13 protein-coding genes are annotated in these 13183 nt (G+C 50.4%); 11 read left to right on the top strand and 2 right to left on the bottom strand.

The window, feature by feature from the left end; genetic code table 11:
• Positions 1-97 precede the first annotated feature (97 nt).
• From purS to purD, 8 genes are all read left to right on the top strand, one after another.
• The gene (gene purS, locus AC1DVJ_RS13725) at positions 98-337 is read left to right on the top strand and encodes a phosphoribosylformylglycinamidine synthase subunit PurS (RefSeq protein ID WP_028556672.1); all 240 of its coding nucleotides are present in this window, start codon (positions 98-100) and stop codon (positions 335-337) included.
• Between the two features lie 74 nt (positions 338-411).
• Complete coding sequence (purQ, locus tag AC1DVJ_RS13720) at positions 412-1107, top strand: phosphoribosylformylglycinamidine synthase subunit PurQ (protein WP_477591527.1); 696 nt, start codon at positions 412-414, stop codon at positions 1105-1107.
• The gene (purL, locus tag AC1DVJ_RS13715; RefSeq protein WP_477591525.1) at positions 1085-3328 is read left to right on the top strand and encodes a phosphoribosylformylglycinamidine synthase subunit PurL; all 2244 of its coding nucleotides are present in this window, start codon (positions 1085-1087) and stop codon (positions 3326-3328) included. The genes purQ and purL overlap by 23 nt, the downstream gene beginning before the upstream one ends.
• Positions 3313-4845 (top strand): amidophosphoribosyltransferase, encoded by a 1533-nt coding sequence (purF, locus tag AC1DVJ_RS13710; RefSeq protein ID WP_477591524.1) that lies wholly within the window; start codon positions 3313-3315, stop codon positions 4843-4845. The genes purL and purF overlap by 16 nt, the downstream gene beginning before the upstream one ends.
• 67 nt (positions 4846-4912) lie before the next feature.
• Positions 4913-5953, top strand: a complete 1041-nt coding sequence (purM, locus tag AC1DVJ_RS13705; RefSeq protein WP_477591523.1) for a phosphoribosylformylglycinamidine cyclo-ligase — start codon at positions 4913-4915, stop codon at positions 5951-5953.
• Positions 5953-6564, top strand: a complete 612-nt coding sequence (gene purN / locus AC1DVJ_RS13700) for a phosphoribosylglycinamide formyltransferase (RefSeq protein WP_477591521.1) — start codon at positions 5953-5955, stop codon at positions 6562-6564. The genes purM and purN overlap by 1 nt, the downstream gene beginning before the upstream one ends.
• A 329-nt stretch (positions 6565-6893) precedes the next feature.
• Positions 6894-8441, top strand: a complete 1548-nt coding sequence (gene purH / locus AC1DVJ_RS13695; RefSeq protein WP_477591519.1) for a bifunctional phosphoribosylaminoimidazolecarboxamide formyltransferase/IMP cyclohydrolase — start codon at positions 6894-6896, stop codon at positions 8439-8441.
• Positions 8442-8508: 67 nt separating this feature from the next.
• Positions 8509-9771: a phosphoribosylamine--glycine ligase gene (gene purD / locus AC1DVJ_RS13690; RefSeq protein ID WP_477591517.1), complete on the top strand. Its 1263-nt coding sequence runs from the start codon at positions 8509-8511 to the stop codon at positions 9769-9771.
• 131 nt (positions 9772-9902) lie between these two features.
• On the opposite strand, the gene AC1DVJ_RS13685 is transcribed toward purD, so the two are convergent.
• Positions 9903-10031 (bottom strand): hypothetical protein, encoded by a 129-nt coding sequence (locus AC1DVJ_RS13685; RefSeq protein ID WP_477591515.1) that lies wholly within the window; start codon positions 10029-10031, stop codon positions 9903-9905.
• Positions 10032-10126: 95 nt separating this feature from the next.
• On the opposite strand from AC1DVJ_RS13685, the gene AC1DVJ_RS13680 reads away from it, so the two are divergent.
• Together AC1DVJ_RS13680 and AC1DVJ_RS13675 are read left to right on the top strand one after the other, a co-directional pair.
• On the top strand, positions 10127-11071 hold the full coding sequence (locus AC1DVJ_RS13680; protein ID WP_477591514.1) for an N-acetylmuramoyl-L-alanine amidase family protein: 945 nt from the start codon (positions 10127-10129) through the stop codon (positions 11069-11071).
• Between the two features lie 137 nt (positions 11072-11208).
• Positions 11209-12006, top strand: coding sequence for a DODA-type extradiol aromatic ring-opening family dioxygenase (locus AC1DVJ_RS13675; protein ID WP_477591512.1), 798 nt, complete (start codon positions 11209-11211; stop codon positions 12004-12006).
• 328 nt (positions 12007-12334) lie between these two features.
• Here AC1DVJ_RS13675 and AC1DVJ_RS13670 read toward each other — a convergent pair whose 3' ends face one another.
• Positions 12335-12748, bottom strand: coding sequence for a thiol-disulfide oxidoreductase DCC family protein (locus AC1DVJ_RS13670; protein WP_477591511.1), 414 nt, complete (start codon positions 12746-12748; stop codon positions 12335-12337).
• A 158-nt stretch (positions 12749-12906) separates the two neighbouring features.
• Between AC1DVJ_RS13670 and AC1DVJ_RS13665 the strand changes: the two genes are divergently transcribed.
• Positions 12907-13167 (top strand): metal-sensitive transcriptional regulator, encoded by a 261-nt coding sequence (locus AC1DVJ_RS13665; RefSeq protein ID WP_477591510.1) that lies wholly within the window; start codon positions 12907-12909, stop codon positions 13165-13167.
• Positions 13168-13183: the final 16 nt, after the last annotated feature.

Raw genomic sequence — 13183 nt, 5'->3', positions numbered from 1 at the left:
CGCAAGATTCGATGTCGAATAGGCTTCTCGGATTGCTTCGTGATCAAAAGACGACTTTTTGAACTACCTCTAAAATAACGCTGAGGAGAGATTTTATATGAAAGCAACAGTCTATGTAACAATTAAACAGAACGTATTGGACGTGCAAGGAACGGCAGTACAAGGAGCACTTCACTCCATGGGTTTCGAAGAAGTGGGCAAAGTGCGCATCGGTAAATATTTGGAGCTTGAGCTAGGTACAACAGACAGAGCAGAAGCGGAAGCACGCGTTAAAGCGATGTGCGAGAAGTTGCTTGCAAACACAGTAATCGAAGACTACCGTTACGAATTGGTGTAATAGACACAAGTTAATCAAAGCGAATGCTTACGAAGCTAGTTTTGCTAAAGCAAAACTTTTAGGAGGAAGAAGTCATGAATTTTGCGGTTCTTGTGTTCCCGGGATCGAATTGCGATATCGACTTGTACAAAGCGATTGAAGACACGATTGGTCAACCTGTTGACTATGTATGGCATACGGACGGCGACTTGTCCAAATACGATTGTATCCTAGTACCAGGAGGATTCTCTTATGGGGATTACCTGCGTTGCGGAGCGATCGCTCAGTTTACGAACGTCATGAAGGCTGTTGTTAAGGCTGCGGAAGAAGGCAAGTACGTTCTAGGTATTTGTAACGGATTCCAAGTGTTGACGGAAGCTCGTTTGCTGCCAGGTGCTTTGCTGCGCAATAACAGCATGAAATTCCGCTGTCACCAAGCAGTTCTGAAGGTTGAGAACAACACAACGGCGTTCACACGTGATTATGCCGAAGGTGAATTGATCAACATTCCGATCGCACACGGTGAAGGCAACTACTATTGTGATGACGCAACACTGAAAGAATTGCAAGAAAACAACCAAATCGTTTTCCGTTATGAAGCGGGTAACAACCCGAACGGATCACTTGATGATATCGCAGGAATCAGCAATAAAGCAGGGAACGTCGTGGGTATGATGCCCCATCCAGAGCGCGCCATTCATGAGATTCTAGGCTCCGCCGACGGTAAGAAAATGTTCACATCAATTCTAAGTGCTTGGAGGGAAAAACATGACGCAGCAGCTATCCGCTAAGGAACCATCTCCGGAACAAATCGCGGAACAGAAGATTTACAAGCAAATGGGTGTAACCGACGAAGAGTTTGCTAAGATTTGTGGCTTCCTTGGACGTACGCCTAACTATGTAGAGATCGGCGTATTCAGCGTAATGTGGTCCGAGCATTGTTCTTACAAAAATTCCAAACCCGTGCTTCGCAAATTCCCAGTAACAGGACCTCGCGTTCTAATGGGACCTGGTGAAGGTGCAGGGATTGTAGATATCGGAGACAACCAAGCGGTTGTTTTCAAAATTGAAAGTCATAACCACCCTTCCGCAATCGAGCCTTACCAAGGCGCGGCGACAGGTGTGGGCGGTATTATTCGTGATATTTTCTCCATGGGCGCACGCCCAGTGGCGTTGCTGAATTCCTTGCGTTTCGGTAAGCTGCAAAACGATCGTGTGAAGTACTTGTTCGAGCACGTTGTCTCCGGTATCGCTGGATACGGTAACTGTATCGGGATCCCGACCGTTGGCGGCGAAGTGATGTTCGACGAGAGCTACGAGGGGAACCCGCTCGTTAACGCAATGTGCGTGGGTCTCATCGACCACGATATGATCCAACGCGGTGTTGCCAAAGGTGTTGGCAACCCAGTCTTCTACGTAGGCCCAGCAACTGGCCGCGACGGTATCCACGGTGCGACATTCGCATCCGAGGAGCTGACAGCTGAATCCGAAGCGAAGCGTCCAGCGGTTCAAGTTGGCGATCCGTTCATGGAAAAGCTAGTTCTAGAAGCTTGCTTAGAGTTAATCGATTCCGGCATCGTGCTCGGAATTCAAGATATGGGCGCAGCGGGGCTTACGTGTTCCAGCGCTGAGATGGCAAGTAAAGCAGGTAACGGCATGGAGCTGTACCTGGATGAAGTTCCACAACGCGAAGAAGGCATGACAGCTTATGAAATGATGCTGTCTGAGTCCCAAGAGCGTATGCTTTTCGTCGTTGAGCCGAAGGATGAGGCGCAAGCTAAGGGCATTTTCGAGCGCTGGGGCTTGCACTGCGCGAAAGTCGGTAAGGTAACCGACGACGGTTTCCTCAAGCTGATTCACCACGGTGAAGTCGTGGCGAACATGCCTGTAGGCGCACTCGTTGACGAGTGCCCAGTTTACAATAAGCCAAGCAAGGTGCCGGCTTATTACGAAGAGAGCGCATCGATCGATACAACACGTTACCCAGAGGTAACGAAGTTGACGGAAGCGCTGAAATCCGTACTCGCGTCCCCAACGGTAGCGAGCAAAGAATGGGTTTACAACCAGTATGACTACATGGTTCGTACGGAAACGGCTGTGCGTCCAGGTTCGGACGCAGCAGTAATCACAATCCGCGGTACGCGCAAAGGTCTTGCGATGACAACGGATTGTAACGGACGCTACGTGTATCTAGACCCAGAAGTGGGCGGGCGTATCGCGGTTTCGGAAGCAGCACGTAACGTAGTTTGTTCCGGTGCTGAGCCGCTTGCAGTTACGGATAACCTGAACTTCGGTTCCCCGGACAAGCCTGAGATCTTCTGGCAGCTGGAGAAATCCACTGACGGTATGGCAGAAGCTTGCCGCTTCTTGGATACGCCGGTTATCGGCGGTAACGTCTCGCTTTACAACGAGAATGCCAAGGGCGCAATCTACCCTACACCAGTTATCGGGATGGTTGGTCTTATCCATGATATCGACCACATCACAACACAAGGCTTCAAAAACGAAGGCGACATCATCATCCTGCTAGGCGAGACGAAAGCTGAGCTCGGCGGCAGTGAATTTCAATATGTGATTCACGGTGTTACGGAAGGCCGTCCTCCTGAGTTGGACTTGGCAACAGAGAAACGCCTGCAAAACGCTGTGCTCAAAGCGATTCAAGAAGGTCTTGTTGCTTCTGCGCATGACTTGTCTGAAGGCGGCTTGGCTGTAGCAATTGCAGAAAGCTGTATCAGTGGAAACGTAGGCGCATCGGTGAATGTAACGTCTGATCTTCGTCCTGATTTTGCACTGTTCAGTGAAACGCAATCCCGTATCGTATTGAGTGCTACGCCTGCGAAGGCTGATGCGCTTAAACATTGGATCGCTTCCCAAGGCGTACCATATCAAGAAATCGGCACAGTAACAGGTTCAGACTTGACTGTCAAAATCAATAACGAACAGCGTCTCCAGTCTCCGGTAAGTGAGCTGGCGAAAGTCTGGAAGGATGCGATTCCATGTCTAATGGCGTGAAACAATCCAAGGCCCTGAAGCTTCCTGCAGCTCCACTTGTACAACTTGATAATGGACAGCATGAGCTTTGGACAGGCGAATATTACAACGAAGGTATCGGCGGCCAAGGCGGATTGTTCGATAAGCTGAATGAGGAGTGCGGGGTGTTCGGGGTGTATGGTCATCCCGACGCGTCCTCGCTGTGCTATTACGGGCTGCATGCCCTTCAGCATCGTGGACAGGAAAGTGCCGGCATCTGTACGGTCGATGAAGGCAAATTTAATTATTATCGTGGCATGGGACTTGCCAAAGAGGTTTTTACAAATGATATCCTAGCACCTCTGACAGGTCCAACTGCGATTGCCCATGTTCGTTATTCGACAGCAGGCGAAAGCAAGCTGGCGAATGCACAGCCGCTCGTGTTCAAATACCGTGAGGGTGATCTAGCGATTGCCACGAACGGTAACCTAGATAATGCCAACATTATCAAGCGTGAGCTGGAGCGTAAGGGTTCCATTTTCCAAACTACAAGTGATACTGAGGTTATGGCGCATCTAATTGCTCGTTCGGAGCATGATGATATCGTTGATGCCGTGAAAGATGCGATGAATCAAGTCATCGGCGGCTTCGCATTCCTCATTATCACCAAGGATAAACTGATTGCAGCGCTCGATCCGAATGGCTTACGTCCGTTCATGATCGGCCGTCTCGGGGATGCTTACTTGTTTGCGTCGGAGACATGTGCTTTCGATGCTGTAGGAGCTACGTATTTCCGTGATGTGCAACCAGGCGAGATTATCGTTCTTGATCGTGATGGATTCCGTTCTGAACGGTTTACAGAGAGCGGCAGGCGCGCCATCTGTGCCATGGAATACATCTACTTCGCTCGTCCTGACAGCGACATCGACACCGTTAATATTCACTCCGCTCGTAAACGGATGGGTAAACGATTAGCGATGGAAGCTTTCGTGGATGCGGATATTGTAACAGGCGTGCCGGATTCAAGTATTTCCGCTGCGATTGGCTTTGCAGAACAAACCGGGATTCCTTATGAGCTGGGTCTGATCAAGAACCGCTACACGGGCCGGACGTTCATCATTCCAAGCCAAGAGCTTCGTGAGCAAGGTGTCAAAATGAAGCTGAGCGCCGTTCGCAAGGTGGTCGAAGGCAAGCGTGTCGTGATGATCGATGACTCCATCGTTCGTGGGACAACGTCCCTACGCATCGTCAACCTGCTTCGTGAAGCAGGGGCAACGGAGGTTCATGTGCGGATTTCTTCGCCGCCTTTTATGAACCCTTGTTATTACGGAATTGATACACCGGACCGCAAAGAGCTGATCGCGGCGATGAACACGATTGAAGAAATTCGCAAGGCGATCAACGCGGATTCGCTTCATTTTCTAACGAAGGATGGGCTGTTAGACTCGATCGGTCAAGGTTCCGCTGGCAAAGAGAGCGGCTACTGTACGGCTTGCTTCGATAATAGCTATCCAACTGAAATTGTTGATGTGACGAAGGTTGGCTGTGCTTGTGATTAATAAGTAGTAGAGAAAGAGGGGGTCTAGCGACCTCCTCATACATAGACAAACTAAGGAGTGTTGGTCAGTGTCGGATGCTTACAAAAAGGCTGGCGTCGATATCGCGGCGGGGAACGAAGCAGTAGAACGGATGAAAAAGCACGTAAAACGGACATTCCGTCCTGAAGTGTTAACAGATCTCGGAGGCTTCGGCGGGCTGTTCAGCTTGAACAAAGACAAGTATGAGGAGCCTGTTCTCGTATCCGGTACGGACGGCGTAGGCACGAAGCTGAAGATCGCTTTTGCCATGGATAAGCATGATACGATTGGGATCGACGCGGTTGCAATGTGTGTGAACGATATTATCGTTCAAGGCGCAGAGCCATTGTTCTTCCTCGACTACCTTGCTTGTGACAAAGTCATTCCAGAAAAAATTGAAGCGATCATTAAAGGGATCGCCGACGGTTGTGCGCAGTCTGGCTGCTCATTGATCGGTGGCGAAACGGCGGAAATGCCGGGCATGTATGCACAAGGGGAGTATGACATTGCCGGCTTTACGGTTGGAATCGTCGACAAGAAAAAGATCATCGACGGAACAACGATCCGTCCTGGAGATGTCGTGCTAGGACTAGCTTCAAGCGGTGTGCACAGTAACGGGTTCTCGCTTGTGCGTAAGCTTTTGCTAGAAGATAACGGATATACGCTTCAAGGGCATGTGGAAGAGCTTGGTGACAAGCTGGGTAACGTGCTTCTGGAGCCAACGAAGCTTTATGTGAAGCCAGTTCTGGCTATGTTGGAAGACGTAGCGATCAAAGGCATGGCGCATATTACAGGCGGCGGCTTCATCGAAAATATTCCGCGCGTTCTGCCTGATGGCGTGAACGTCGATATTCAATATGGATCATGGCCGATCCTTCCGATTTTCTCCTTGATGCAGCGTGTGGGTAACATCACGAACAATGATATGTTCCGCACGTTCAACATGGGAATCGGGATGGTTGTGATCGTGGCAGCTGACGATGCAGAGAAAGCTATTGCTGCAGCCGAAGCGCAAGGTGAGAAAGCTTACCGTTTAGGCGTTGTAACACATGGTAAGAGCGTGGTTACGTTCCAAGGAGCTGACGTATAATGCAGCCTTATCGCATTGCGATTATGGCTTCGGGCAGCGGCTCTAATTTCCAGGCCATTGTGGATCAGGTACAGAAGGGGAAGCTTGATGTCAGCATCGAGCTTCTTGTCTGTGATCGCCCACAGGCATTCGTTGTTGAGCGTGCGAAGGAAGCGAAGGTGCCTGTGTTTGCCTTCAACCCGAAGGAGTACGAAAGCCGTGAGGCGTATGAGACGCTTATCTTAAAAGAGCTGCAGGATCGCCAGGTTGATCTGGTCGTAATGGCAGGCTACATGCGGATTATTACGAATGTGCTGGTTGAGCCGTTCTTCGGGCGGATGATTAACATCCACCCATCGCTCTTGCCTTCGTTCCCCGGCGTACGCGCTGTAGAGCAGGCTGTTGAGTATGGCGTGAAGCAGACAGGCGTCACGGTGCACTTCGTCGATGGCGGGCTGGACTCCGGCCCGATTATTGCTCAGCGTGCCGTGGAGATCCACGAGCACGAGACGGCAGATTCGCTCACGGAGCGAATCCATGCGGCTGAGCACGTGCTGCTGCCGCAGGTTGTGCGGTGGCTGCGCGAGGGCCGCGTGAGCTTGGACGGCCGCAGGGTTAGCGTGCGGAAGTAGGTTTTGAGGTTCGATGCATGACTGCAAGCGTAGCGTGAATCATGCGAAAATACATTATTTTATTTCGGAAGCCCATCCAAACTAGTGGATTGATGCGAAAATGCATCATTTTCTGGCTCAATGTATGAGAAATCAGCTGAATAGGAACAAATTCCTGCATTTTCGCAACATTTTACGGCAATTTGACTGATTTGCGATAAGAAACCTGCACTTTTGCATCTTTTTTTGGCTGGTAGTGAGCCGGATGCGTCTGGCTACATGGTATTTATATAAATCATCATTTCATTTACCCATTCACATACAATTCCATTCCCTAAGGAGGAAGCATAGTGGCAATCAAAAGAGCACTGATCAGCGTTTTCGATAAAACGGGCATCGTTGAATTCGCGAGCGAGCTGTCGAAGCTGGGCGTTGAGATCATTTCCACAGGCGGTACGCTTAGTTTGTTGAAGGATAAAGGGGTACCGGTTATCGGTATTTCCGAGGTTACAGGATTCCCGGAGATCATGGATGGACGCGTGAAGACACTTCACCCGAATGTTCATGGTGGACTTCTGGCTGTTCGTGACAACGAAGAGCACCAAGCAAGCATGAAAGAGCTTGGCTTAGAGTACATTGATCTGGTTGTCGTGAATTTGTATCCTTTTGCAGAGACAATTGCGAAGCCTGATGTGACTTACGAAGATGCGATCGAGAACATCGATATCGGTGGACCGACTATGCTTCGTTCCGCAGCGAAAAACCATGCTTTCGTTTCCGTAATCGTCGACACGACGGATTATGCGAAAGTGTTGGAAGAAGTACAAGAGACTGGTGACACTACGTTGGAAACACGTAAACGTCTGGCGGCAAAAGTGTTCCGTCACACGGGTGCTTACGATGCTTTGATCGGCGACTATTTGACTGGCCTGCAAGGCGAGCCTTACCCAGAGCGTTACACAGTAACGTATGAGAAAATGCAAGAGCTTCGCTACGGCGAGAACCCGCACCAAAGTGCAGCGTTCTACCGCAAGCCGAATGCAGCTGCTGGCAATATCACAACGGCTGAACAATTACACGGTAAGGAATTATCGTACAACAATATCAATGACGCGAACACGGCTCTTCAAATTGTAAAAGAGTTCAGCGAGCCTGCGGTTGTAGCAGTGAAGCACATGAACCCTTGCGGCGTGGGTATCGGTACGAACGTACTTGAAGCCTACACGAAAGCGTACAATGCTGACCCGACGTCCATTTTCGGTGGAATCGTGGCTGCTAACCGTGCGATCGACGAAGCGACAGCACAATTGCTGCATGAGATTTTCTTGGAAATCGTCATCGCGCCAGATTTTACACCAGAAGCGCTTGAGATTCTGGCTAAAAAGAAAAACATCCGCCTACTCAAAGTAGCCGGTTTGGATACGATTGCTGGTCGCCAATCAGAGCCAGTGGTTACATCAGTTGAGGGCGGTATGCTTGTACAAGCTAGCGATGCTTACCAACTGACAGAAGCCGATCTAAAAGTCGTTTCCGAGCGTCAACCGACAGCGGAAGAGATGAAGCAATTGCTTTTCGCATGGAAAGTAGTTAAGCACGTTAAATCTAACGCCATCGTACTCGTGGCTGACGATATGACAGTCGGCGTAGGCGCTGGTCAAATGAACCGTGTCGGCGCAGCGAAAATCGCGATCGAGCAAGCTGGCGACAAGGCGAAAGGTTCCGTTCTTTCATCCGATGCGTTCTTCCCGATGGGCGATACACTTGAAATGGCAGCAAAAGCAGGCATCACTGCGGTGATTCAGCCAGGCGGCTCCATCAAAGACGAAGAATCCATTCGCGTTGCCAACGAAAATGGCATTGCGATGGTCATGACAGGCGTTCGTCACTTTAAACACTAAAACAATTGAGAATGCTCACGATTCGTAAGTGGACCGTGGGCATTCCCCATGAGAGGGGTTCCATCATATGCGTGTATTAGTTATTGGACGTGGCGGACGTGAGCATGCGATTGTATGGGCACTGAGCAAAAGCCCAAAAATCAGCAAACTGTTTTGCGCACCAGGGAACGGCGGAATTGCCGGATTAGCAGAGTGCGTGCCGATCACGGAGCTTCAGTTCGAAGAGATCAGTACGTTTGCTAAGGAGCAAGCGATTGATTTGGTTATGGTCGCGCCTGATGATCCGTTAGCGGCAGGTTTGGTCGATCATTTGGAGTCAAAAGGGATTGCAGCCTTCGGCCCGCGCGCCAACGCTGCGATCATTGAAGGCAGCAAAGTGTTCATGAAGCAGCTGCTTAAAAAATATAGCATCCCTACGGCGGCTTATGAGTCTTTTGATGCGTATGAGCCGGCACTTGCTTACTTGCGCTCGCAGACAGCGCCTATCGTAATCAAAGCAGACGGCTTAGCCGCTGGTAAAGGTGTTACGGTTGCTCAAACGATGGAAGAAGCGGAAGCAGCGCTGAAAGACATCATGGTGGGTCAGGTGTTTGGTAAGTCAGCAGGCGCAAGCGTCGTGATCGAGGAGTTCCTGACAGGCCAAGAAATGTCCTTGTTGGCATTCGTGGATGGTTCGACTGTGCGTTTGATGGTGCCTTCGCAAGATCATAAGCCAGTCTTCGATAATGATAAAGGGCCGAATACAGGCGGAATGGGGACGTACTCCCCACTGCCGCATATTCCTGAGTCCATCGTGCAAGAAGCACTTGTGAACATCGTTCAACCAACGGCGGATGCGATGGTGGCAGAAGGCCGTCCGTTCAAAGGCGTGCTGTATGCGGGTCTGATTTTGACTCCTAACGGTGTAAAAACGATTGAGTTCAACGCGCGATTCGGTGATCCAGAGACGCAGGTGATTTTGCCGCGATTGAAAACGGATTTGCTGGATATTTTCCTAGCGATCAACAACGGCACGTTGGCTGAGCAGCCGATTGAGTGGAGTGAGCAAGCCGCAGTATGCGTGATCGTGGCTTCGCCAGGCTACCCAGGTCCATATCCGAAAGGATTGCCGATTACGGGCCTCGATCAAGTGCAGGATTCCCTTGTGTTCCACGCAGGTACAGCCGTTGAAAACGGGCAAATCGTCACCAATGGTGGACGCGTGCTCGGTATCACTGGCCTTGGCAAAGATATTGTAGAAGCTCGTCAGAAGGCTTATGCGGATGCGGATCGGATCCATTTTGAAGGCAAGCACTACCGAACAGACATCGCGATGAAAGCATTGAAATAGCTTGTAAGAACAACAAAAAAACACAGTCCTCTTAGAAGCGATTACCCGATTGGGGGCGTGCGCAAGGGGGCTGTGTTTTTTACGTGTGACGGGGCGTGCTGGAATGGTGTAGTGGACGGTGCTTTGCCCAGCTACTTTTTATCCCAGCCTCTAATATATTTACTTCTGTTCTTGTAGACGAAAAAACACGCCAGTAAGGCTAGAACGACTAATGAAATGGACAGCCAGTGATCAGTGATGTAATCCCAAAGTGCCTGCATAGCGGGACCTCCCAAATGTGGAGAAGCATGGTAATGTTATTTTCGTGAATGTTGGCTGTTTTTATACAGAACATAGAGAAAAGGGGGGATTGCCGATGTGTTATAAAAGAATGCTGCACCTCGCTGCGGTCATATCGCTTATAGGTTTTTTGGCTGCTTGTGGGGATAACCAGCCGCCGTCATCAGCGGCTTCGCCTACGACAGGGGCGGTGCAGAGTGTGCAGCCTGCTAAGCAGGAAGCGTCAGCTACGGTTAATGTGACGGCTACCGCTTCGACGTCTGGGGTACAGGCTGCACCTACAAATACGCCGTCGCCAATAGTGGCTCCAACACCAGTTGCAACACCAACAACGAAGCCAACACCATCGAAGGCGGCTTCTCCAACCACGGTACCGAACATCCCTAAGAGCAATAAGCTCGTGATGATCGATCCTGGGCATCAACGGCTGGGCAACAATGAGCCTGAACAGGTCGGGCCAGATACACGAGAAACGAAGGCCAAGGTCAGCTCAGGAACCGTTGGTGTACGCACGAAGAAACCGGAGTATGTGCTCAATCTGGAGGTATCCCTGCTGCTTAAAGCTGAACTGGTTCAACGGGGGATCATTGTTACGATGACGCGTGAGACGCATGACGTGGATATCAGCAACAAGCAGCGTGCGGATATGGCGAATGAGGCGGGCGCGGTGTTGGTTGTACGGATTCACGCGGATGGGGACGCAGCGGCGAGTACGAGGGGGTTTTCGGTGCTGTACCCGTCAGCTGCACAAACAGCTGTTAAGCCCATCGCCGCGGAGAGTAAGCTAGCCGCTGGTTATCTGCTCGAAGGCTTGCAAAAAGCAACAGGCTCGAAAGGGCGAGGCCTTTCAGCACGCGACGACCTTAGCGGCTTCAACTGGTCGAAGGTACCCGTCGCACTCGTAGAAATCGGGTTCATGACGAATCCCGAGGAGGACGAGTTGATGTCGGAGGCTGCGTATCAACAGAAGCTGGCTAGCGGTATTGCGGATGGGATTGCGCAGTTTGTGAACGGTAAGTGATGAGGCCGGAAGGACGAAAGCGCTGAAGCACTGACGGAATCACCCCACGCTAGCGCGGCAAGGTTTTATTTTCACAGATTCGAGAATAATGTAGATAATTGGCACTGATTTGTGTTTGTGTGGGAGGGGGATTTGCGATGCTACCGGCATTTTTTATTGCACATGGCTCACCGAGCTTGGCGATTGAGCAGCATGCGTACACGGAGTTTTTGCAAAGACTTGCGATGTCGATTCCAACGCCTAAAGCCATTGTGATTTTCAGTGCGCATTGGGAAAGCGCTGTGCAGAAGATTAGCTCGGCCGTCGAGCCGGAGATGATCTACGATTTCTCAGGTTTCTCGGAAGAACTTTATGACATTAACTATCCGGCCAAAGGGGATCTTACCCTAAGCCTGCATATCCAGCAGCTGTTTCAGCAAGATGGCATACGCTGTGAGCTCAATGACAGGCGAGGCTTGGATCACGGAGTCTGGGTTCCGCTCTCCATTATGTATCCAAATGCACAGATTCCCGTGGTAACGCTGTCCGTCAATCCAAAGCTAACGCCCGAGGAGCATTATCGGATTGGTGCCGCGATAGGATCCTTACGGGATGAGCAGGTACTCATTATTGGCAGCGGCGGGACGGTGCACAACTTACGGAAACTGGATCCTGATAATCCGGTGCCGAAGCTATGGGCTGTGGAGTTTGACGAGTGGTTAGCGGAGCAGCTAGAAACGTGGAATTTGGAGGCGCTGATCCGCTACGACGAAAGAGCGCCGCATGTGCGGGAAGCGGTACCGACGCCGGAGCATTTTGCCCCGTTGCTGATCGCGCTTGGAGCGGGTGATGCTTCACGGAGCGCGAAGCTGCTGCACCATAGCTTTCAGATGGGCAGCCTGAGCTTATGCTGTTGGATGTTCGGCAGTTTAGGTGCGCGTAAGAAGAATGATTAAGTTTATGGCGGTTTGCAGTAAGCGAGAGGAGAGCCTGAGGGTTGTCTCGATGCCGTCCTTATTGCCCACAAAAGGGGGTTGACCGCCGCCATGTGCCGGCGCCACTACGCACCCAGGATCTGATAGCAAAAGTGCATAAGTACAACCATTTATCGGAAAATCATAGCAAAATGAGAAATACGTGCGATTCTGCAGTTATTTTTAGTAATATTGATGAATTCAGAGGATTCACGCCAAAATAGTTGCATATTCGCACGTATTCTTATCTAGACGAGGTTGTGCGCAGCTAAAGTTGCACATTTGCATTTTAGGCAGGGTGGATGCCCGCTTAATCCAAAAACCGACCCTTATGCTCCGGCTTTGGCAGCATGCAGTGCTCGGTCTGGCCGAACCAACGATAGCGGTTGCGCGCGATGATGTTGTATCCGAGGTTTCGGATCGGAGCCGGAATCACGATGGCCGCGTAGGCTAGTGGCCAAGCGCCCCGCAAGCGACGAGCAATACGCAGGGTAGCTGAGCTGCGTGTATAAGCGTGCTTACTTTGGATCAGCACAATGGTGCTTAGTTGATCTTGGGGCAGCTTGTGCTTGGCGAGCAGTCTTTGTCCTGTCTCCGACTGGAGAGTAGCGAAGTGAAACACGCCCTTCGGGTCGTTTCGTAGGATGAACTGCACCGCATTACTGCAAAGCAGGCAAACACCATCGAATAAGATAATAGATACTTGATCAGTAGGAATCGACATGCTATCTCCTTTGGTCCGCACATTTTAGATGAAACCATCTCTATTATACGTTGATGTCCCTGCATAGCAACACTGGTACATGCAATGATTCCATATTGTTTTTATGAGTAACATGGGCAATAATATACCTATACAGGTATAGGGAAGGAAGGCTGTCTATGGAATATGATGATGATGTGAAGAAACGTTTAAGGCGTATGGAAGGCCAGATTCGTGGGATTTTGCGCATGATGGAGGAAGAACAGGATTGTAAAGATGTCGTGAGCCAAATTTCTGCTGTCCGCAGCGCTGCGGATAAAACGATTGCCACCATAGTTGCTGTCAATTTGGAGAGTTGCATTATGGAGGAAAAAGAAGCTGGTAGGGACACAAGCAAGATGGTCAAGCAAGCAATAGAGTTGTTAGTTAAGAGCCGTTAATGTGTGCTTAAGAAAA

The sequence above is a fragment of the Paenibacillus sp. P4_A9 genome, from assembly GCF_056402415.1.
The sequence above is the reverse complement of the archived record's forward strand: the minus strand, read 5'-3'. Positions and strand labels throughout refer to the sequence as shown.